This is a genomic window from Vibrio sagamiensis NBRC 104589 (assembly GCF_007990935.1).
GTDB lineage: Bacteria > Pseudomonadota > Gammaproteobacteria > Enterobacterales > Vibrionaceae > Vibrio > Vibrio sagamiensis.
Window position 1 is genome coordinate 25,971 of record NZ_BJXJ01000002.1, and the last position, 21,773, is coordinate 47,743.

General features: G+C 40.7%; 18 protein-coding genes. 4 read left to right on the top strand and 14 right to left on the bottom strand.

The features are described from left to right. Nucleotides 1-74: 74 nt before the first annotated feature. From ileS to murJ, 3 genes are all read right to left on the bottom strand, one after another. A complete protein-coding gene (gene ileS, locus VSA01S_RS01335) occupies nucleotides 75-2,936 on the bottom strand; it encodes an isoleucine--tRNA ligase (RefSeq protein ID WP_039978940.1) in 2,862 nt (953 codons plus the stop codon). 64 nt (nucleotides 2,937-3,000) lie between these two features. After that, complete coding sequence (gene ribF, locus VSA01S_RS01340) at nucleotides 3,001-3,936, bottom strand: bifunctional riboflavin kinase/FAD synthetase (RefSeq protein WP_039978938.1); 936 nt, start codon at nucleotides 3,934-3,936, stop codon at nucleotides 3,001-3,003. Between the two features lie 71 nt (nucleotides 3,937-4,007). Beyond that, the gene (gene murJ / locus VSA01S_RS01345; RefSeq protein WP_039978936.1) at nucleotides 4,008-5,570 is read right to left on the bottom strand and encodes a murein biosynthesis integral membrane protein MurJ; all 1,563 of its coding nucleotides are present in this window, start codon (nucleotides 5,568-5,570) and stop codon (nucleotides 4,008-4,010) included. 290 nt (nucleotides 5,571-5,860) lie between these two features. On the opposite strand from murJ, the gene rpsT reads away from it, so the two are divergent. Continuing rightward, on the top strand, nucleotides 5,861-6,121 hold the full coding sequence (gene rpsT / locus VSA01S_RS01350; RefSeq protein ID WP_005447926.1) for a 30S ribosomal protein S20: 261 nt from the start codon (nucleotides 5,861-5,863) through the stop codon (nucleotides 6,119-6,121). 144 nt (nucleotides 6,122-6,265) lie between these two features. On the opposite strand, the gene VSA01S_RS01355 is transcribed toward rpsT, so the two are convergent. Both VSA01S_RS01355 and nhaR read right to left on the bottom strand, forming a co-directional pair. Further along, nucleotides 6,266-6,586 (bottom strand): ArsR/SmtB family transcription factor, encoded by a 321-nt coding sequence (locus tag VSA01S_RS01355; protein WP_039978934.1) that lies wholly within the window; start codon nucleotides 6,584-6,586, stop codon nucleotides 6,266-6,268. Between the two features lie 127 nt (nucleotides 6,587-6,713). Further along, nucleotides 6,714-7,604, bottom strand: a complete 891-nt coding sequence (nhaR, locus tag VSA01S_RS01360) for a transcriptional activator NhaR (RefSeq protein ID WP_039978932.1) — start codon at nucleotides 7,602-7,604, stop codon at nucleotides 6,714-6,716. A 480-nt stretch (nucleotides 7,605-8,084) separates the two neighbouring features. On the opposite strand from nhaR, the gene VSA01S_RS01365 reads away from it, so the two are divergent. Continuing rightward, nucleotides 8,085-9,230: a Na/Pi cotransporter family protein gene (locus VSA01S_RS01365; protein ID WP_039979004.1), complete on the top strand. Its 1,146-nt coding sequence runs from the start codon at nucleotides 8,085-8,087 to the stop codon at nucleotides 9,228-9,230. 133 nt (nucleotides 9,231-9,363) lie between these two features. Here the strand turns inward: VSA01S_RS01365 and VSA01S_RS01370 are convergent, their stop codons facing one another. Genes VSA01S_RS01370 through rppH form a run of 5 tightly spaced genes read right to left on the bottom strand, consistent with a single transcriptional unit; the run spans nucleotide 9,364 to nucleotide 14,652 of the window. Then, nucleotides 9,364-10,215 carry a thymidylate synthase gene (locus VSA01S_RS01370; protein ID WP_039978930.1) on the bottom strand — a complete coding sequence of 284 codons (852 nt, stop codon included), beginning with the start codon at nucleotides 10,213-10,215 and terminating at the stop codon, nucleotides 9,364-9,366. A gap of 9 nt (nucleotides 10,216-10,224) precedes the next feature. Then, nucleotides 10,225-11,046: a prolipoprotein diacylglyceryl transferase gene (lgt, locus tag VSA01S_RS01375; RefSeq protein ID WP_039978929.1), complete on the bottom strand. Its 822-nt coding sequence runs from the start codon at nucleotides 11,044-11,046 to the stop codon at nucleotides 10,225-10,227. A 37-nt stretch (nucleotides 11,047-11,083) separates the two neighbouring features. Continuing rightward, nucleotides 11,084-11,875 carry a sulfite exporter TauE/SafE family protein gene (locus tag VSA01S_RS01380; protein ID WP_039978927.1) on the bottom strand — a complete coding sequence of 264 codons (792 nt, stop codon included), beginning with the start codon at nucleotides 11,873-11,875 and terminating at the stop codon, nucleotides 11,084-11,086. 2 nt (nucleotides 11,876-11,877) lie between these two features. After that, the gene (ptsP, locus tag VSA01S_RS01385) at nucleotides 11,878-14,124 is read right to left on the bottom strand and encodes a phosphoenolpyruvate--protein phosphotransferase (protein ID WP_039978925.1); all 2,247 of its coding nucleotides are present in this window, start codon (nucleotides 14,122-14,124) and stop codon (nucleotides 11,878-11,880) included. Nucleotides 14,125-14,133: 9 nt separating this feature from the next. Beyond that, the gene (gene rppH, locus VSA01S_RS01390; protein ID WP_039978923.1) at nucleotides 14,134-14,652 is read right to left on the bottom strand and encodes an RNA pyrophosphohydrolase; all 519 of its coding nucleotides are present in this window, start codon (nucleotides 14,650-14,652) and stop codon (nucleotides 14,134-14,136) included. A 618-nt stretch (nucleotides 14,653-15,270) separates the two neighbouring features. On the opposite strand from rppH, the gene mutH reads away from it, so the two are divergent. Then, a complete protein-coding gene (mutH, locus tag VSA01S_RS01400; protein WP_039978922.1) occupies nucleotides 15,271-15,951 on the top strand; it encodes a DNA mismatch repair endonuclease MutH in 681 nt (226 codons plus the stop codon). A 71-nt stretch (nucleotides 15,952-16,022) separates the two neighbouring features. Here mutH and VSA01S_RS01405 read toward each other — a convergent pair whose 3' ends face one another. Then, the gene (locus VSA01S_RS01405; RefSeq protein ID WP_039978920.1) at nucleotides 16,023-16,334 is read right to left on the bottom strand and encodes a DUF6482 family protein; all 312 of its coding nucleotides are present in this window, start codon (nucleotides 16,332-16,334) and stop codon (nucleotides 16,023-16,025) included. A gap of 255 nt (nucleotides 16,335-16,589) precedes the next feature. On the opposite strand from VSA01S_RS01405, the gene VSA01S_RS01410 reads away from it, so the two are divergent. Further along, nucleotides 16,590-17,624: an NADP(H)-dependent aldo-keto reductase gene (locus tag VSA01S_RS01410; protein ID WP_039978918.1), complete on the top strand. Its 1,035-nt coding sequence runs from the start codon at nucleotides 16,590-16,592 to the stop codon at nucleotides 17,622-17,624. Between the two features lie 171 nt (nucleotides 17,625-17,795). Here VSA01S_RS01410 and VSA01S_RS01415 read toward each other — a convergent pair whose 3' ends face one another. The 3 genes from VSA01S_RS01415 to lysS form a co-directional block, all read right to left on the bottom strand. Further along, entirely contained in the window at nucleotides 17,796-18,047 is a 252-nt protein-coding gene (locus VSA01S_RS01415; protein WP_039978916.1) for a hypothetical protein, read from the bottom strand. Nucleotides 18,048-18,552: 505 nt separating this feature from the next. Next, nucleotides 18,553-19,878: a sigma-54-dependent transcriptional regulator gene (locus tag VSA01S_RS01420; protein ID WP_039978914.1), complete on the bottom strand. Its 1,326-nt coding sequence runs from the start codon at nucleotides 19,876-19,878 to the stop codon at nucleotides 18,553-18,555. Nucleotides 19,879-20,229: 351 nt separating this feature from the next. After that, a complete protein-coding gene (lysS, locus tag VSA01S_RS01425) occupies nucleotides 20,230-21,762 on the bottom strand; it encodes a lysine--tRNA ligase (protein ID WP_039978912.1) in 1,533 nt (510 codons plus the stop codon). Between the last annotated feature and the right edge of the window lie 11 nt (nucleotides 21,763-21,773).

The following is a 21,773-nucleotide window of genomic DNA, read 5'->3' on the forward strand; positions in this document are numbered from 1 at the left end:
CAGCGAAAACTGGGGCTGTGGGATATTAAAGATAATACATCTTGTACTTACGACTCAATGAGTCTGACGATGAATTAAGCAAACTTACGTACTTCGCCTTCACCATCAACGTTAGAAGCACAGCGACCACAAATTTTCTCGTGGTTAGCCACACTACCAACATCTGCAGTATGATGCCAACAACGGTCACATTTCTCACCCGCTGCTGCTGCAACTTCAACCCAAAGTCCATCAATATCTGTTGCACTTGCTTGGCCTGTTTTCTCGCTCAATGGCATAACATGCGCACCAGAAGTCAATAGAACAAAACGCAACTCATCTTCTAACTGATTAAGTTTTGCCATCAACGCTTCATCAGCAAATAGCGTAACTTCGGCTTGAAGTGCACCACCGATGATTTTTTCTTTACGAGCATCTTCGAGTAGCTTATTCACCGCACCACGCACTGCTTGAATTTCTGCCCAAAACTCGTTGTTCAGTTCTTCACCTTGTGCAAGGCCGAATAGCCCATCAAACCACTCACCAGTAAAGACGAATTTTTCACGCTTCTCACCAGACGGCAACAGGCTTGGCATTTCATTCCAGATTTCATCGGCGGTGAATGACATAATTGGCGCCATCCAACGAACCAAAGCTTCTACGATGTAGTAAAGCGCCGTCTGACAGCTGCGTTGAGCATGACCACCACGTTTCGCGGTGTACTGACGGTCTTTAATTACATCAAGGTAGAATGATCCCATTTCAATAGAACAGAAGTGCATTAAGCGTTGAGTCACCGCATGAATGTTATAGTCTTCATAAGCTTTAATGATATCTTCTTGTGCTGCTTGAGCACGACCAACAGCCCAACGGTCCAGCGACACCATTTCTTCAACTGGAACAATATCAGTGGCTGGGTTAAAGCCATTTAAGTTTGCTAGGAAGAAACGCGCAGTGTTACGAATACGACGGTAAGCATCCGCTGAACGTTTTAGGATTTCATCTGATACTGCCACTTCACCTGTGTAGTCTGTAGAAGCAACCCACAAACGCAGAATATCGGCACCTAGTTTGTTCGTCACATCTTTTGGTAATACAACGTTACCAATCGATTTCGACATTTTGTGACCTTTACCATCAACAACAAAGCCGTGGGTCAATACTTGCTTGTATGGTGCTTCGTCTTTCATCGCAACGGATGAGATCAGGGATGACTGGAACCAGCCACGATGTTGGTCTGAACCTTCAAGGTAAAGATCAGCGCTGTGACCATTGAATTCTTCACGAGCATCAACAACCGCAGAGTGCGTTACACCAGAATCAAACCAAACGTCAAGTGTATCAAGCACTTTCTCGTATTGAGCAGCGTCATCACCAAGAAGTTCAGCAGCATCGACATCCCACCATGCTTGAATGCCTTTTTCTTCAACCAACAGAGCAACCTTCTCAATCAGCTCCAGCGTATTTGGGTGAAGCTCTGACGTTTCTTTGTGTACAAATAGAGCGATAGGCACACCCCATGTGCGTTGACGAGAGATACACCACTCCGGACGACCTTCGATCATCCCTTCAATACGGCTTTGACCCCACTCAGGCATCCATTCAACATTCTTGATCGACTCTAACGCTTTAGCACGTAGACCAGCTTGATCCATAGAGACAAACCATTGAGGCGTTGCTCGGAAGATGATTGGGGTTTTATGGCGCCAGCAGTGTGGGTAGCTGTGCTCGTAAGCATGGTGGTGAAGTAACGCACCTTTTTCTTTTAGAACATCAACAACTGCACCATTCGCCTTGAATACATGTTGGCCTGCAAATAGCTCGGTATCCGGTAAGTAAACACCATTTGAACCCACTGGGTTCGCCACTTCTAGGTCGTATTTTTTACCAACCACAAAGTCTTCTTGACCATGACCAGGAGCGGTATGAACAACACCAGTACCAGAATCCGTTGTCACATGGTCACCAAGGATTGCAGGAACAGTGAAGTTGTAGAACGGATGCTGGAATTGAGTTAACTCAAGTTCACTGCCTTTGGCAAAACCTAGATTATGGAAATGCTCGATATCAGCACGGTCCATCACATCTTTGGCTAACTCTGATGCGACTATAATACGCTCTGGTTTTGTTTCAGAAGCTTCATCACCTTCAACTTGGATAAGCACATATTCAAGGTCATCACGTAAACAAACTGCACGGTTTGCAGGCAATGTCCATGGCGTGGTTGTCCAAATAACGATAGAAACATCGCCTTTACCTTCGTGACCTTCAGTAAGCTCAAATTTAGATAGCAGTTCAGCTTCATCTGCGGCTTTAAAACGAACATCAATAGAAGGGGAAACTTTGTCTTTGTACTCGACTTCTGCTTCTGCAAGTGCAGAGCCACAATCTGTACACCAATGAACAGGTTTGAAACCTTTCAATAAATGACCTTTGCTAGCAATTTTACCTAAAGCGCGAACAATGTTTGCTTCAGTTGCAAAGTCCATCGTGCGATATGGTTTATCCCACTCACCCATAACACCCAGACGCTTAAAGCTTTCTTTCTGGCCTTCGACTTGGCCTGCTGCATATTCGCGACACTTCTCGCGAAACTCTGCTGCCGTCACTTTTTGACCTGGTTTGCCCACTTTCTTTTCTACCATCAACTCGATAGGCAGACCATGACAGTCCCAACCAGGCACATAAGGTGCATCAAAACCAGAAAGTGTTTTGGATTTAATAATAATGTCTTTAAGAATCTTGTTTAGCGCGTGACCAAGGTGAATATCACCATTTGCATAAGGAGGGCCATCGTGTAATACGAATGACTTTTTGCCTTTTTTAGCTTTACGGATCTCACCGTAAAGGTCTTCTTTATACCAACGCTTTAGCATTTCTGGCTCACGATTAGCCAGGTTGCCACGCATTGGAAACCCTGTTTCAGGTAAATTCAGGGTATCTTTATACTCACTCATCGATTCTTAATTCCGTTATATTGGGCGAAAGTTAGACATTATGTTGTTCGGTGGAATAAACCGTTCAACGCTTAAGCTGACGCAGCCACACCCTTGCTGCTTCAGCATCCAATTCAATTTGTTTTTTCAATAATTCAAACGATTCAAACTTTTCTTCATTGCGTAGTTTATATAAAAGTTCGACGTTTAAATGTTTGCCATATAGATCAGCCTTAAAGTCAAATAAATGCACTTCAAGTTGCTGACGAATGCCATTTACCGTTGGTCGCTGGCCAATATTAGCCACACCACCAATCGGTTGTTCACTGACACCATACACCTGCACCACATAGACCCCAGAAACTGGAGATACACATCGTTTTAGTGGGATATTCGCGGTTGGGAAACCAATGGTTCGCCCCAGTTTTCTCCCGTGAGAGACACGACCACTAATGCTATAGTTACGACCCAACATGTTTTGTGCCGCACGTAAGTCACCACGAGCAAGTGCTTGTCTGATGGCAGTGCTACTGATTCTTTTATCATTCCAGCATACACTTTGAGTGCTGACGACTTCAAAGCCGTACTTTCGGCCAGCCTGCTCCAGCATAGCGAAGCTTCCCGTTCGGCCTTTGCCAAAACAAAAGTCATCGCCAACAACTAGAAACTTAACACCCAATCGCTTGACCAACAAGTCACAGATAAATTGCTCTGCCGTTAAATTGGCGAAACTGCGATTAAAGCCAGCGCAAAACAAGCGATCAAGGCCAAAGTGTTTCAGCTGAACGTATTTGTCTCGTAAACGTGCTAACCTTGCTGGCGCTTTATCTCGAGCAAATAACTCCATTGGTTGGGGCTCGAACGTCATCACAACCGAAGGTAAAGCCAGTTGTTCAGCTTTCTCTGACAACTGCTGCAGTACTCGTTGATGTCCTTTATGTACGCCATCAAAGTTACCAATCGTCAGCACACAGCCATGATGGCGTGGCTTGATATTGTGAATGCCTCTAATCAGTTCCATCGGATACTGCTTATGCCTCTGTTGTTTTGATTTGCACTGTGTTTAACTGGCAGATTATATACTAATCTACCCTATTCTGTCCCAGCTTTTAGGTCTTTTAGACGTACACCGAGTAAAAAGACAACAGCAAGGTAAACGGCCGTACCAAGTGCAATCAACATTCCAAGAGTACCACCGCGGCGAGCAAAGTCCCAATCCAACCACACCGACATGTCTGCAAGCTGCCAGACAATCACAGCCACCATCGCCGCCCCAGCAATCATCAAACGTAAGATAAACAGTAGGGTACGTTTCGTCATATGATAAACTCCTGAGATATGTAAACCACGATACAACAGTGCCATGTTAACAAATGCAGACAAGGCCGTTGCCATTGCTAATCCAACATAGCCATAGAAATAAGCCAAAATCGCATTGAATATCATGTTGGTTGACATCGCAATAATGCCATATTTGACAGGTGTTTTCGTATCTTGACGTGAGTAGTAACCAGGAGCCAATACTTTAATCAACATAAAGAATAGCAAACCTGACGCATAAGCCAGCAATGAAAGTGATGCATGCTCGACATCTTGAGGTGAAAATTCACCTCGCATGAACAATACCATCAGCATAGGTTTGGCCAATACCATCAACCCTAGCATGGCAGGAATGCCAAGTAAGGTCACCATGCGTACCCCCCAATCCATCGTATGTGCAAAGCCCTCACTATGCGCATCAACATGCTTACGTGATAAAGCGGGTAACACTACTGTCGCAATAGCAATACCAAATAAGCCCAATGGAAACTCCAACAAACGGTCTGAATAATACAACCAACTGATCGAACCCGATTGTAAAAAACTTGCAATAAATGTATCCAGCAATAAATTTATTTGACTGACCGAAACCCCAAATAATGCAGGGATCATAAGCGTTCGTATTTTAACAACTCCTGGGTCTTTCCACCCCCACTTCGGTTTCACCATAACTCCAGCTCGAATAAGAAAAGGAATTTGGAATAGAAATTGCACTAAGCCACCTAAGAAAACACCAATGGATAAACCAATCTCCGGTTGAGGCATTTGTGGGGCGATAAACCAAGCGGCTAAAATGATCATCACGTTCAAAAACACAGGGGTAAAAGAAGAGACGGCAAATTTGCCCAAAGTATTCAGTATCGAGCCAGAGAGCGCAACAAAGGTAATAAACCACAAATATGGGAAAGTGATTTTAAGCATCACACTAGCAAGCTCAAACTTTTCAGCAGAAGGGCCTCCACGAAGCCAATCTAAAAACCAACCAAAACCAAATAATGCGGTCACCACACTCGACCCAATCACACCAAGCAGTGTGACTAAAGAGACAATTACTCCTAAAGTACCCGCCGTGCGCGCAATCAGTTCTCGGGTTTTGTTCATATCTCCTTGAGCATGATTTTCAGTCAGTACTGGCACAAATGCTTGTGAGAAGGCCCCCTCAGCAAAAAGTCGCCTTAAAAAATTAGGGATTTTATTTGCAAAGAAGAAAACATCGGCACTCGCACCTGCGCCCATCAAATTTGCGATTACAACATCACGAACTAAACCTAGAACGCGTGAAATTAATGTCATGGCACTGACGATCATGCCAGATTTGAGCAGTCGTTTACTCACTATTACCTCAGAATCTCACTAAACATGGCTCACCCGATTTCGATAAATCGTTGAAAGCGCTAAATGGGCATTAAAAATCTATCTACTAACTCGATCTAAGTGGATAATTATTAGCAATGGTCTAAAAATACTGTTAGAATCCACGCCATCTTAACCGCGATAGCCTCTCGAACCAAAATTTGTTTTGGGTACGATTGGTTTTTGCACAAATCATTTGACATTTAAGCGCAAATGAGGGATATTCCTCGCCCTTAAATTGTCACAGAACTAAGTTTTTGGGAGTTAGACCCTTGGCAAATAGTAAATCTGCTAAGAAGCGCGCTATCCAAGCTGAGAAACGTCGTCAGCACAATGCTAGCCGTCGCTCAATGATGCGTACTTACATGAAGAAAACTGTTGCTGCTATCGAAGCAGGCGACAAAGAAGCTGCAACTGCTGCATTTGCTGCAGTTACACCTATCCTAGACCGCATGGCGACTAAAGGCCTTATTCATAAGAATAAAGCTGCTCGTCACAAGTCTCGTTTCACTGCACAAATCAAAGCTCTTTAATAGAAACTTGATCTTACAGTGAAGAAAAAACCGGCTTTTGCCGGTTTTTTTATATCTTTTTGTCTTACTGTATAGTACAGATGATAAAAAAGCCGACATTGTCAGCTTTATAAGAGTTTTAATTTCAGCGAAAGTTGGTCCTAGTTATAAACTCCCAGCGCCTTCTCCAGTATCCGCACAGTAAATAGAATGCAGCAGCTGAATCAAAGCTTTTGCATTATCACTTTCTAAGCTATAGAACACAGTTTGTGCTTCCTTTCGTGTTGCAACAAGCTGATCACGACGAAGCCAAGCTAAGTGTTGTGACAATGCCGATTGGCTTAATTCTAACTTTACACATAATTCTCCAACTGATAACTCTTGGTCATGCAGCATACAAAGAATTTGCAATCGCCTTTCATTAGCCATCGCTTTAAGTAATACCACGGCTTTTGGGGCGTGTTTCTCCATTTTTTGTAAGTTCATCTCCTGGACTCCTAGCGACAACGCACTTGACCTATCCTAGGCAAGGTTGCTGTATTATATAAATTCTATCGTTTTGAGTTATAATTTTATTGATAGTAATCTATTTGCGAGTCCAACGAAACCTTGTTTATTCAAACATTTGACTAAAGTTTGCATCACATACGCTCTTTACAGCGGGATGCTGTATCATTCTCTCAGCAAAAATGACGTAATACTCTTCTTTTAGATCATAAATATGGCTGATGAGTTGCAGATTCTGGTCATCTTCTATCTCTGACATATACACTGTCGGTGCAAGAAAAATCACATTATTATGAAAACGGGCAAAAGCTTTCATCAAAGCAACATCATCAAACTCACCTAAGATATTTGGCTGTAAGCCTTGATGATCAAACCATTGTAATACTTTACGCCCCATTGCCGTTCGAGCAGCAGGTAAAAGAAGCTTCTTGTGCTCTAAAATAGCAGGAAAATTAACGTTATTGATCGGTGATGATGCAAAAAAACTCATACTACTTTCACCAAGCTTTTTGCTGTAGAGTCCCGGACTCTGAGTTGAATCAACGGGACAGTCGGATAAGATCATATCCAGTTTATGTTGAGATAAACGTTCTAAAAGTAATTCGTGCGTCGCTTCATAACATCGTAAATGAATACGATTGTCTTCCGGTACCGTTGTCATCAAAATTTCACTCACAAGACGTTTTGAAAGCGCATCCGCGACCCCGACTTCAAATAGGACATTCGAATACTGACTATAATTAACGACATCAAGCATTTCATAACTTAGACCAAACATTCGATCCGCATATTTATAAACCAATTGACCTAATTCTGTTGGCTCTACTGTTCTACCATTACGTTTGGTAAGTCTACCTTTCATTCGCTCTTCTAATGCTTTGATCTGTCCGGTAACGGTTTGAGGCGTTAAAAAGAGTGCTTCTGCGGCTTTAGTAACAGAGCCTTGTTTGCACACCATCCAAAAATAATAAAGGTGGTTGTAATTTAAATGTGACATTTTCTTTTCCCCTAACAGAAGGTAATAAAGGAGTATTAACATACTCAAATGACTTCAAAAAACTATATAGAGCACGGTCACCATGTTCACTTTAAAAACCACTATTCATGGGTTCGGTAATGCCTACAAATTAGTAGTCTAATGTTTGTTTTTTCCGAAGTGTTCTGTGTCATAATGTCATATACAAAAATAAACTCAAATAAATCGATTAAAGCTAAATCACAATAAGCACTGGGATAATACTATTTTTTCTAGAGGGGCTTTTACAGCCACCAATACAAAAATAAGATACTGAATATAAATAGATAATTAAAAATCAATAACTTATATTAAAAGCTTTACTCCCCTCCTCTAAAGCCAAGAAAAGTTACACTTACTTCAACTGACTGTAATATTAATGAAATATTTCTTTACTAATATCGCCCACAGTTTCAACTACAGACCAAATACTTAAACCAAAGGTCAACGGAGAAAATTATGATGAACCAAGCTACTTCAACAGCACAACCTATTGCGAGTACTAATCGCTGGGTTCGCTGGGCTAACTTGGCGTTCATGTTATACCTGCTTCTTTTAGCAGTATCTATGATTGGTAGCGGTTTCAAATGGGCAACAGGCGACCAAGCAAAAGTCTTATTTGAATTTGCTTCACACCCTATTGCTGGTTTAATGATTGGCTTAGTAGCCACTGCATTAATTCAATCTTCTAGTACAGTCACTTCTATTATTGTTGGCCTTGTCGCTGGTGGCCTTCCTGTAGAAACCGCTATTCCTATGGTAATGGGTGCAAACATTGGCACAACGTTGACCAATACACTTGTATCCCTTGGCCACATGCGGTGCAAAGAGGAATTTAAGCGAGCATTCGCCAGTGCAACCATCCACGATTTCTTTAACCTATTGGCAGTACTTATCTTCCTACCTCTCGAAATGATGTTTGGTATTCTGGAAAAGATCTCTCATTGGTTGGTATCACCTTTACTGAATGCTGGTGACATGAGCATGAAAGGCTTTGATTTTATTAAGCCAATCACAAAACCAGTAGTCAGTGCCATCAAAGAGCCACTGTCTACGTTTGGTGATAGCGTTGGTGGTATCATCCTGATCGTTATGGGTATAAGTACCATCTTTGTTGCGATCACTGTCATGGGTAAATTGATGAAAAGCCTAATGGTAGGAAGGGCACGTGATATTTTGAAAAATGCAATTGGTCGTGGTCCAATTCACGGCATCGTATCGGGCTCACTGGTGACGATTTTAGTTCAATCATCTTCAACAACAACAAGTTTAATGGTCCCTCTTGTTGGTTCTGGAGTACTAAAAGTTCGTGATATATACCCATTTACGTTGGGTGCTAATATCGGCACTTGTATTACTGCACTACTTGCAGCCACAGCAGTATCAGGTGAGTTTGCAGTTTTCGCCTTACAAATTGCCTTGGTCCATCTTACATTTAATGTCCTAGCAACGGTGCTTATTTTTGGTATTCCGATGCTACGAGAAATTCCCGTTAAGTGTGCAGAGTTCCTTTCAGAGATGGCGACAAGAAATAAAGCGGTCGTCGCAGGTTATCTGCTGGCTGTTTTTTTAGTTCTTCCTGGAACCATCCTAGCACTGAGTGTTTAAACTCTAGATACGACTATAGAATGTGGCTGTGACTCAATAAAAAATGCCTAAAACAGCCGCCATCTAATAATAAAAAAGCTGACTCCAAAGGGTCAGCTTTTTTGATCTCGTCATCAACAACAACCGTATTTAATTAAACTGAAAACGGATAGCGGATCGGGTCATGATGTTGATAATCTTCCACCCAAAAATCATCAAGCGTAACCCAGGTTTCTAAATCTTCTAATGATTTAATGCCTGGATTGATATGGAAAGTCGGCGCTTGCAACGGCTCTCGCTTAAGCTGAACATCACGCATTAACTCAAGCTGATCTTCGTAAATATGCGCGTTAACCAGCTTGTGATAAGCTTGACCTGCTTTTTTACCTGTTATCTGAGCCATAATAGCCAAGAACACATAGACTTGAACCATATTAAAGTTCAATCCAAGCGGGACATCACAAGAACGCTGAGTACTATTTAGATACAATGTATCCCCAAGTAAAGAAAAGTGATGACTGTACATGCATGGTCTTAGGCATCCCATATGAAACTCGCCAGGGTTATAGAAATTGAGAATCTCACCTCTATCATCCACTCCACGAGTCAAGTCATCGACAATTTTACGCAATTGATCGACATGACCGCCATCTGGCTTTGCCCAAGCACGACCTTGAACACCGTAGACTCGGCCCATATCATCTTCGCCTTTACGGTGCTTATTATTCAGCCATGCTTGATTTAGGTTAGCATTCGCATCCCAAGTTTTTGTCCCAAGTTGACGAAAATCTTCGGCGTTATCGTAACCACGAATATAGCCCAGCAGCTCAGCAACCGCAGCTTTCCAAAAGCTTTTACGCGTTGTCACTAATGGAAATTGGTTATTCGCAACATCATAAGTTAGATCGGCGTTAATTACCGTCAGGCAACGTTTACCAGTTCGTTCATTTTCAACCCAAACGCCTTGGTCAACAATACGTTGACACAAATCTAAATACTGTTTCACTCCAATTCCTTACTTCTTTTCTGCTGGAACTTTGTCTTGATATAGGCCTCGTTTGTAAGCCCAAATCATCATTAAAATACCCAAAATGATCATCGGTGACGAGAGGATCTGCCCCATCGAAATGTAGTCACCATACAAGCCAAGTTGCGCATCTGGCTCACGGAAAAACTCAATGATGAAGCGGAATGTACCATACCCAGCCAAAAATAGCCCTGATACTGCTCCTAACGGGCGTGGTTTTTTGATAAACCAGTTAAGAATAAAGAACAACACAACACCTTCAAGAAGCATTTCATACAATTGCGATGGATGACGCGGGACTGGACCACCCGTTGGAAATACAATTGCCCAAGGGATATCGGTCACTCTTCCCCATAGTTCACCGTTCATAAAGTTACCCATCCTTCCCATACCGAGACCGAAAGGCACTAAGGGTGCAACAAAATCAGCGACACCGAAAAAGCTGCGGCCATGTCTATGTGCATACCAGAACATCGCCGTAATGACTCCAAGCAACCCACCATGGAATGACATGCCACCAGTCCATACTTTGAATAAATAAAGAGGGTCGGCAAGGAAAAGATCAAAGTTGTAAAAAATAACGTAGCCAACACGTCCACCAATAACAACGCCAAGGAAGCCCGCGAATAACAAATCAGAAACTTGTTCGCGGCTCCAACCACTGCCAGGTTTATCAGCACGGCGATTTGCAAGCCATAAAGCAAACATAAATCCAATAAGGTACATTAAGCCGTACCAACGTATAGAAATAGGGCCAATAGACACTAAAACAGGATCAATATTGGGAAATTCAAAATAGCCCTGAGACATAAATCATTCTCTTCTTATTAATAGTTAACGGTGCACTCTACAGCAGCATCGCTGCTGCAACAAATATCAAAAATACAGCAAATATCTTTTTGAGCATTTCTGTTGGTAAATTAGTTGCCATTTTAGCTCCAATGCGAGTAGTAATCATAGATGCCATCGCAAGCGCCAATAAAGCAGGTAAATAAACATAGCCAAAGCTGTAATTAGGTAAATCAATAGCTTGATAGCCGTGCAAGATAAATCCAATCATCCCTGAAATAGCAATCACACAGCCACACAGTGATGATGACCCAACCGCTTTACGCATCTCTACACCACGTCGGTTCAAAAAAGGCACCGATAACGCCCCTCCACCTATCCCCGCTAAGCTTGAAATCACACCAATTCCAGTTCCATATAGAATAGTTATCAAGCTATTTGGCATTGGCTTAACATGCATGACTTTAATCGAACAAAGCATTTGTATACCAAGGAATAAAGCTATAATACTAAAGACTTTAGGCAAGTAATGAGTAGGGATCCATTCAGCGATATTTGCTCCTAAGAACCCACCTGCCACTACACCGGGAATGAGCCATTTGACAACAAACATATCAACATTACCAAACCTGAGGTGGTTAAAAGCAGATGAACCTGAAGTGACAATAATACTAGCCAAGGAAGTTGCCAAGGCCATATGCATACCAAGTTCAGCCTTAACACCCATTAGAGGAAGCAGGTATAACAAAGCAGGGACGATGATTAAGCCCCCACCAATACCTAATAGACCCGCCATAACACCAACAAAACCACCTAACAATAACAATAAGAAAAAAAGAGAAATAGTCACGATTATTTTTTACCTGCACGAATGAAACCAGTGAAGCCCTGTTGTACAAAAAAGTCATTCATCATTTGATGAACATCTACTCCATAGGTACATGAAATAGCTTGCTCCGCTAGTTTGGCTAATTCTTGCTGGTGGCTTTTACGAATTAGATATTTAACTTTAGCAACATTAGACATATTCATACTCAAGCGTGTATAACCAAGACCCAGTAATAGTAATGAGCCAAATGGGTCTCCAGCGAGTTCACCACAGATACAAACCGGTACTTGATAGTGCTGACACACTTCTTGAATCTGTTTTAATGCTAATAAAACCGCAGGATGCATCGATTCATAAATATCAGCAACACGAGCATTATTCCTATCGACAGCAAGTAAATATTGGGTAAGATCATTGGTCCCTACAGAGACAAAATCGACACGATGAGCAATAGCAGGCAATAAATACACCATCGATGGTACTTCGATCATCACACCAATTTTTGGCATTAGAACTCGCTCATCAAGTAGTATTACCTCACTATAGGCCTGCTGAATCAACAATAAGGCATCATCAAACTCTTTAATTCCCGAGATCATTGGCAGCAAAATGCTTAAATTTCCGTATTCAGCACTTGCTCTTAACATTGCTCGCAATTGGATCAGAAAAATATCAGGGTGATCTAAAGTAAAACGAATCCCTCTCCAGCCTAGAAATGGGTTATCTTCATCAATAGGTAAATAGGGTAAGGGTTTATCACCGCCAATATCCAGCGTTCGCATTACCACATCTTGTGTTGAATAATGCTTAAGGATTGTACGGTATTGATTATATTGCTCATCTTCTGAAGGAAAATGATGCCGGAGTAAAAAAGCGATTTCTGTACGATAAAGACCTACGCCATCCACGCCACTATCGATTGAACTATTACTATCTGCACTCAACCCAGAATTTAACATGATTTCAATATGACAATTATCTTGCGTTATCGCTGGTAATTCAAGATCTTGATTCACCATTGCAAACAGCTCAGATTCTTCACTGATTAAACTGCGATAAGCTCTTAATAGCTGACGATTGGGCTCAAGGTGAATCTCACCACTGTAACCATCAACAATTCCATGTTTTCCATTGACTTCACGAGTATCGAGGTTGGCCCCCATGATGGCTGGCACTCCTAAAGCACGAGACAAAATTGCAGCATGTGAATTTACTGCTCCTTCTAACGAAATGACGGCCAACAAATGTTGTTTCGGGATCGATGCTAATAACGTTGCACTTAACTCATTAACTACTAGGATCACTGGTCGATCAATCGATACCTGTTCTTGCTCACTGTTTTGTAAAAAATAGAGCAATCTTTGTCCAAGTTCTTTAATATCTTGTGCTCTTTCACGCAGATAAACATCTGACATTCGAGCAAAACGATTTGAGTAGGTTTCGACAACTTGGCGTAATGCCCAATCAGCTCGATCGCCTTTTTCGATCTGTTTTTTTAAATCTCCACGTAACATTGGATCATTAAGTAGGTGTGTAAAGAGATCAAAAATAGCTAAGGCTTCTTTATTTATTTCATTGTCGAGTTTCTTCCGCATACGACGAAAATCATTCACTGCTCGCTCAATGGCAATTGCTAATAGCTCATGTTCTCTTTCTTTATCGAGTGCAGAAGCAGGAAACACTTCATACAAATTTGGCTGTGAATCATCAAACCAAAACTCACCAATTGCAATACCTGTTGAAGCAGATGCACCTTTGATCACTGATGGCTTAGTACTGAGTTGCCATTGGCCTAAACTTTGTGCATGTGCAATTAAAACAGCCAGCTGGGCAGACAAAGTCACCAAGAAAGACTCTTCCATTTCACTGAATAAACGAGGCTTTTTCTGCTGAATGACCAAAACACCTAAGACCTTTTTACGATAAATAATTGGTGTTCCAAGAAAAGCGTGATAAACCTGTTCCATCAGTTGAGGGAAAAACTTGAAATCAGGATGAGCAGAAGCTTCAGCTAAGTTAAGGGGTTCTGCACTGCGTTTCACTAACCCAACCAAACCTTCATTAAAACTGATATGAATACTATCGTCTTTAAAACTCAGGCCTTGAGTTGCCATCAATTCAAGGCGCTGCTGTTCTTCATTCGCAAGGTAGATAGTACAACACTCCGTACAAAGGGCCGTACAAGTCTCTTTCACCAATATATCAAGTGCTTGATATAAATCGTCGACTCTAGAGACTTTTTCAACTACTTCCCTTAGCTGACTGAGCATATTAACCCTCTATCTACGTTGTTTTTTTCGTTTCCCTTTCGTTTTACGCTCTCGAAAAGGCATTGCCATTGATGCAAACTCTTTCATTGCACGACGATAAACATCGCGCTTGAAAGATACAACTTGCCTAACCGGGTACCAATAACTCACCCAACGCCAACCATCAAATTCAGGTGATTTTCCGCGTTGCATGTTGATATGTGATTCATCACAGTCTAATCGCAACAGAAACCATTTCTGTTTTTGGCCGATACAAACAGGCTTAGAGTCCCAGCGCACTAATCGTTTGGGTAACTTATACCTCAACCAATGGCGACTGGTTGCGATGATCTTAACGTCTTTTTTCGTCAGACCAACTTCTTCATATAACTCTCTGTACATTGCTTGTTCAGGAGTCTCACCGTCGTCAATCCCACCTTGTGGAAATTGCCATGAGTGTTGCCCGTATCGCTTAGCCCAGAAGACCTGACCATGGTTATTACATATCACAATACCGACATTAAGTCGGTAACCATCGCCATCTATCACTGGCTAACCTCTATGAATAATTTTTATTACTATGATTTTTCCACATATCCCCATTACTAGCAAACTTACTGATGTGATATAAGCAAGATTTATTGGCTTTAGAACACTTTTGAATATCTTTTAATCACATATTGTTTTATCAACATATCACTGAGAGATAGCCCACATTTATTCACCTTTTCTGTGAATAACTTTGTGCAGAAAGTGATATCAACAATAATTTCAGGTGTTTTATCAGCAATAAAAAATGAGCAGAAACAAAAAAACAAAAAAAACAAATCTATGTTTTAAAAGAAAAAATCAAAAAAAGCACCACAATGATCTTGGCTTATTTTTCGATGATCTTTTAGACAAATACAGATCGGTTAAAGATCGAACGATTACATCTTTATCCACATAAGACCAGTATAAGTTTAGTACATATCGATAAAATCAAGTATCAATCACCAAAAAAAACCTGTTTATTCATCCAGCCCAATTAAATATGAAGAAGTTGTATTATATATCTGTGGATAACTAATGGATGGATCTTTTAACCAACAATATGATTAAAAGTCTGGCAGAGATATGAATAAAAATTTGTTAGTATAGTAACTCTAGATCTGAGGCAGCTATGATATGAAACCAGAACCAAAATCTGAAACCGAATTAATCACTCGTGCTCAAGATCTTGCAGGGCTAACCTTGGCAGAACTCGCTGAAGAAGCCAGCATGAATGTGCCAGAAAACTTAAAACGCGATAAAGGTTGGGTAGGCCAATTACTTGAATGGCATTTAGGTGCTCCAGCAGGTAGTAAGGCACAACAGGATTTCCTTCATCTTGGTATAGAGCTAAAAAGCATCCCAATTAGTCATGCAGGTAAGCCGCTTGAAACCACGTTTGTTTCAGTAGCGCCTCTAACTGGTGTACAAGGACTAACTTGGGAAACAAGCCACGTACGTAATAAGCTATCTAAAGTACTATGGATCCCTGTTGAAGGTGAGCGAGAAATCCCTATTGCTGATAGGCGGGTTGGTAATCCACTGATATGGTCTCCTGATCACGAAGAATTAATGACACTCAAAAATGACTGGGAGGAATTAATGGAGATGATCGTATTCGGACAGTTTGAACAAATCTCAGCAAAGCATGGCCAGGCTCTACATCTTCGTCCAAAAGCTGCGAATTCAAAAGTTCTCACCGAAGCTTACAATTCTAATGGAAAACCGATAAAGACTTTACCCAGAGGTTTTTATCTTAGAACACAATTTACTGAAAATATCTTAAGAAAAAACTTCATTGCCAAGCAAAAAGAATGAAAAGCCTCGAATCTCTTGAACAAAATACTGATCGTGCATTTTCATTAATTAAACATAAAAGCGGTGCGTAATTAATGTTTGGCTAATGACATTTCAATATCACAGTATGAAGCCATTCCTTCACTACCAAACTCATCGTAAGCGTTATGAAGTCTTAAGTAGGCTTTATTAATTCCTAGCCTGAGCAATTCTTGCTTAACCAATTCTAAAGAACCAAAATGAATGGGACCTTCCCCGTCTTTAATTGGTTCAAGTTTGTGTTTGTATTCTACCGCTAATAAATAATTGGTGACATCGGAACAACCGATAACAAAAACCTTAGGCATCTTATATGAGCCTTTATGTTGACAATGTAGCCACATGTCGAGTTGATGCTTTTGCATAACGCACCTCCATAACAAGATTTTTAATTATAGTCACGTTATTAGCGGCTTTCGAGTTATCACTAATTTAAATTCTGAATCATTTGCAGTAATGGATAAAAAACATCTATATTGTAATTACTTATTTGGCTATCTCTAATTTCACTCTACTCTGCCCTAGTCATAAATTTCTATAAAAAGTTTGGCTTCTGAAGTCCATAGTCAATAACTTCAATCATACTCGCCCTTTAAGAATAGAACTTTCAAGGATGTAAAATGGAATATACGACTCTACAACACTCCTCTCTTGAGGTTAGTAAGATCTGTCTTGGTACCATGACATTCGGAGAACAAAATACAGAGCAGCAAGCTTTTCATCAGCTTGATTTCGCTTTAGATCATGGGGTCAATTTTATCGATACCGCTGAAATGTACCCAGTCCCCCCCAACAAAACCACACAAGGACTCACTGAACAATATATTGGTCATTGGTTGTCAAAAAGCGCCAAGCGAGAAAAAGTGGTACTCGCCACGAAAGTCTCTGGCCCCAGAGGCGTGCCTTATATTCGTGCAGATATGAGTCTTAATCGCCGCCATATTCATACTGCAATCGACGATAGTCTAAAACGTTTACAAACTGATTATGTCGATCTGTATCAATTGCATTGGCCTCAGCGCAATACCAATTGTTTCGGTCAATTGAACTATCCTTTCCCAGATCTTCAGGAAGAAGTAACCCTGATAGAAACTCTAGAAGCTCTCAATGATTTAGTTAGAGCAGGGAAAGTTCGATATATTGGCGTTTCGAATGAAACCCCTTGGGGCGTGATGTCATTATTGCACCTCGCAGACAAGCATGATTTACCTAGGATTATTTCGATCCAAAACCCATACAATTTACTTAATCGTAGCTTTGAAATCGGACTCTCAGAAATCAGTCACCACGAAGGCGCGCAGCTACTAGCTTACTCTCCTCTCGCTTTTGGGTGCTTAAGTGGTAAGTACCTCAATGGCATGAAGCCCGAAGATGCTCGTTGTACTAAATGGGAACGTTTTGCTCGTTACTTCACTCAACAGGGCTTAAAGGCCACGCAAGCCTATGTAGATTTGGCTCATAAGTACGCAATCGATCCTGCTCAAATGGCTTTGGCTTTTGTGAATCAACGCCCATTTGTTGCTTCCAATATTATTGGAGCCACCAACCTAGAACAGCTAAAGTCAAATATTGAAAGTATCGACCTGCATTTAAGTGAGGAATTATTAAGTGAGATCCAAACTATCAGCACTATCTATTCGAACCCTTGCCCATAATATATCCAAGTAACCTTAAGATGTTCGGCTATTTACACCTTGGAAGGCAAACAACTGACGAAAAAAGAAAAAATAGAGAGTAGAGAAAAAAGAAAAAAGGCTGACTTCATTGAGTCAGCCTTAATGCCCAAACTAATCACATACACTAATACATGTTAATTTGGGCCTTGTTTACGTCATTATTCGTAATGATAAAACCCTGCGAAGGTGACGCGTTTTTCGTTCTGTTTTCACCGTATCTGGAATATAAGCACGGTTTGAACGACCTTCAAAATCTAAACCGATATCTTTCAACAAGTGAGTATTGAGTGCTGACACATGATAACTTTGACGACGAATCATTCTTTGCCACTGTCTTGTCTCACGTTTCAGGTCTGCATGTAATAGAATGGCTGCTAACTTTACATAAATTGAATGGCGCATTGTTTTTCTCCAAATCAAAAAGGTACCTTGAACTGGAAAAGCAGAGCATAATTAAGCGAAATAATGGCGATAACCAAGCTGCTACTTTCCGCAGCCCAGTAAATAATAAGATAGGTTACGGATTAATTATGTTTTGTGAGTTGTACTGGCTAAAATCAGCATCAAATACTTAGTAGATAGAGATACAGCACTACATAAAACATTAAAATCATCGTATTTCATTTTGTACCTCCTAATAATCAACCTGTAATAGAAATATAACTTATTGAGTTACAATTAAATTTTAATTAATCATAACTAATTATCAAACCTTTTTTATGAGTTTTAATAAAAACGAACAAATACACCGAAATAACAGAAAGAAATACATTAAAGCCAAAACATTCACCCAGAATATGCATAAGCTATCGAATTTTATTAGGCGAAAAATGATAAAATATTGAACGAGTTTATTATATTAAAAACAATGAACACAAACCAACCCTCAAATTATCAGAAGCTTATCCTACTCATCAATTAACCCATGCTTATTCAATAATCGATACATGGTTGCTCGTGATATACCAAGTTCCTTTGCAGCATTAGAGACTTGGCCTTTATGTGACTCCAACACAAGAACTAATGCATCCCGCTCACTCTTTTCGCGAATTGATTTCAAGCTACGTGTGCTCTCTTCACATTTAGGTAAATCCATATGATGTTCTTGAATTATGACGTCATCACACAAGAGTACGGCTCTTCTAATCTGGTTGTTAAGCTCTCGCACATTTCCTGGCCATGAATATCTTATCATTGCTTTAAGTGTATCTTCAGAAAAGCCTTTGGCTTGCGAATGGTATTCTTTAGAGAAGTCATTTAGGAAAGAGTTTGCCAGCAGCCCAATATCATCTGGACGCTCTTTTAGGCTTGGGACATTGATTCGCATAACACTGATATGATGATAAAGTTCCTCATTAAAATCCCCTTCTAATAAGGCTTTTTCAATATCTGAAGCATTAGTAACTAAAATACGGACATTACTACTTTTTATCCCATCAATGGTTTCAATACTGTTTTCTTGTAAAAATCTCAGAAGGTTCTGTTGCTGCTGTTTTGATATCATTAAAATATCATTAAACAGAACGGTTCCTTCTTCTGCCTGCTCTAAAATACACGGTCCATCTCCGGCTTCTGAGCCGATACCAAACACTTCCATTTGAAAACGTTTTTCATTAAGTGTACGGCAACTGATAGAGAAAAAAGGCTTATGTGCTCGAGATGATGCCTTATGGATCGCTCTAGCAACAGTTTCTTTGCCTACACCGTTTTCACCATGAAGAAATACTCCCACATCAGTTGGAGCAATACGCTTAATTTGTTCACGTAATTGCCTAAGAGGATAAGACTCTCCTACTAGTCCCATATCAGATTGGTTCCCCAAACTCGGACAAACTTTTTTTTCAAGTTTTAGCATACCAAGCTGGTGTCCAATTGTACTAAGTAGTTGTGTGTCAGGGATTGGGTCTGTAAAGAAGTCAATACAAAAATTAACAATAAATTGGCATGTGGTATCACTGCTAAGTTGCAGTTCTTTGATTAAGGCGAGCCAACGTACATATTTATGAGAACTAACCAAACTAGCCAGACCATTGAGGCTGAATTCATCATGACTGAGATCAACGATACCAATACAAGGGCTAAATTTCTCTAATAGTATATTTGCTTGACGTAAATCACCGACTTGATGACATTGCCAACCAGCCTTTTCTAAAACAGATAACCATGATGCATGAGTGCCTCCGATGACGATAATAACGCCTGGTTTAGAGTCCATTTTAAACTGCCCTATCATTCCTAAACCCTTATTCAATATTGAAAAGCTTGGCGACCTTAAAGAACCAATTTCATCACATGCTTACAGCAATCACAGACTTCGAAACCAGAGGTTGCTAGCAAAAAGATAATTAAGATTGGAACCTTATTATCAAATGTTTTAATAAAATGAATCAATGCTTCAACGTATCCCTAGAAATTAGGAGTCTTACACCGTCTCAATATTAAGACTACTCAATAAATTACAATTTAGCCAATAGTAATTTTACAATATTATCATTAGCAATGATAACCCTATGAACTTTTCGAATTTAAAATAAAAAAACCACCCGTAGGTGGTTTAATTAAAATAATAGTCAACAATTTAATGTTAAGCTTGAGGCCTCATCGCAGGGAATAAAATAACATCACGAATAGTATGAGTATTGGTCAACAACATGACTAAACGGTCAATACCAATCCCCTGACCAGCAGTCGGAGGAAGGCCATGCTCTAGTGCTGTAATGTAATCAGCATCGTAGAACATTGCTTCATCATCACCAGACTCTTTTGCTTCAACCTGAGCTTTAAAGCGTGCATCTTGGTCTTCCGCATCATTGAGTTCCGAGAAGCCATTAGCAACTTCACGACCACCAATGAAAAACTCAAAGCGATCGGTAAAGAATGGGTTGTCATCTGAGCGACGTGCTAATGGTGAGATATCTGCAGGGTAGCCCGTAATGAACGTTGGTTGGATCAGTTTTGGCTCTGCGGTTTCACCAAAGATTTCCTCAAGCAGCTGACCACATGTCCAGAATGTTTCCACTTCAACATGAACAGACTTAGCAATCGCAACCATAAGATCACGGTTTTGCAAATCTTCTTCTGTAAGTGCTTGAATCTGTGTATGCTCTGGATTGTAATGTTTGATCGCTTCAAACATACTCATACGTGTGTAAGTGCCACCAAACTCAACCGTTTCATCACCATAAGGCATCGCCGTAGAGCCTAATACTTCTTGAGCCACTGAACTTAGCATTTCTTCCGTCAAATCCATAAGATCATTGAAATCTGCATACGCCATGTAGAATTCCATCATCGTAAATTCTGGGTTGTGACGAGGCGACAATCCTTCATTACGGAAGTTACGGTTAATTTCAAATACTCGGTCAAAGCCACCAACAACAAGACGCTTCAAGTAAAGCTCAGGCGCTATACGTAAGTACATTGGCATATCTAACGCGTTGTGATGAGTGATAAATGGTCGTGCACTTGCACCGCCAGGGATCACATGCATCATTGGCGTTTCCACTTCCATAAACTGCTTGTTCGTCATAAAGTTACGGATTGCAGACATAACTTTTGAACGCACAACAAATGCATTACGTGAGTCTTCATTAACAATCAGATCGATATAACGTTGACGGTAACGCATCTCTTGGTCAGTAAGGCCGTGGAATTTTTCTGGCAATGGACGAAGCGCTTTGGTCAACAGTTCATATTGCTCCATGTTGACATAAAGGTCGCCTTTACCTGACTTATGCAAAGCACCTTTCACACCAATGATATCGCCAATATCAAGACCGTTGTATTGCTCTTTCAATACTTTTTGCACGGCTTTATCTGCGTATGCTTGAATACGGCCAGACGTTTCTTGAATCACAAGAAATGGACCACGCTTTGCCATAATACGGCCTGCAATCGCAACCGTGTGGTTCAGTTCTTCTAACTCTTCTTTCGTCTTTTCACCGAACTCTTTTTGTAGATCGCCCGCTAGTGCATCACGGCGGAAATCATTTGGGTGGCCGTTAGCTTTGCAGCTCTTACGGATTTCATCCAGTTTTGCGCGGCGTTCAGCAATTAGCTTGTTTTCTTCAGGTGAAGAGGCTTCTTGTACAGTGTCGTTTTGAACAGCATCAGTCATTTTCGATGTAT

What these genes read in the sequence shown, in the direction of transcription:
- ileS (WP_039978940.1), bottom strand. Translation starts at nt 2,936, where the DNA reads ATGAGTGAGTATAAAGATACCCTGAATTTACCTGAAACAGGGTTTCCA.
- ribF (WP_039978938.1), bottom strand. Translation starts at nt 3,936, where the DNA reads ATGGAACTGATTAGAGGCATTCACAATATCAAGCCACGCCATCATGGC.
- VSA01S_RS01355 (WP_039978934.1), bottom strand. Translation starts at nt 6,586, where the DNA reads ATGAACTTACAAAAAATGGAGAAACACGCCCCAAAAGCCGTGGTATTA.
- nhaR (WP_039978932.1), bottom strand. Translation starts at nt 7,604, where the DNA reads ATGTCACATTTAAATTACAACCACCTTTATTATTTTTGGATGGTGTGC.
- VSA01S_RS01365 (WP_039979004.1), top strand. Translation starts at nt 8,085, where the DNA reads ATGAACCAAGCTACTTCAACAGCACAACCTATTGCGAGTACTAATCGC.
- lgt (WP_039978929.1), bottom strand. Translation starts at nt 11,046, where the DNA reads ATGTCTCAGGGCTATTTTGAATTTCCCAATATTGATCCTGTTTTAGTG.
- ptsP (WP_039978925.1), bottom strand. Translation starts at nt 14,124, where the DNA reads ATGCTCAGTCAGCTAAGGGAAGTAGTTGAAAAAGTCTCTAGAGTCGAC.
- mutH (WP_039978922.1), top strand. Translation starts at nt 15,271, where the DNA reads ATGAAACCAGAACCAAAATCTGAAACCGAATTAATCACTCGTGCTCAA.
- VSA01S_RS01405 (WP_039978920.1), bottom strand. Translation starts at nt 16,334, where the DNA reads ATGCAAAAGCATCAACTCGACATGTGGCTACATTGTCAACATAAAGGC.
- VSA01S_RS01410 (WP_039978918.1), top strand. Translation starts at nt 16,590, where the DNA reads ATGGAATATACGACTCTACAACACTCCTCTCTTGAGGTTAGTAAGATC.
- VSA01S_RS01415 (WP_039978916.1), bottom strand. Translation starts at nt 18,047, where the DNA reads ATGCGCCATTCAATTTATGTAAAGTTAGCAGCCATTCTATTACATGCA.
- VSA01S_RS01420 (WP_039978914.1), bottom strand. Translation starts at nt 19,878, where the DNA reads ATGATAGGGCAGTTTAAAATGGACTCTAAACCAGGCGTTATTATCGTC.
- lysS (WP_039978912.1), bottom strand. Translation starts at nt 21,762, where the DNA reads ATGACTGATGCTGTTCAAAACGACACTGTACAAGAAGCCTCTTCACCT.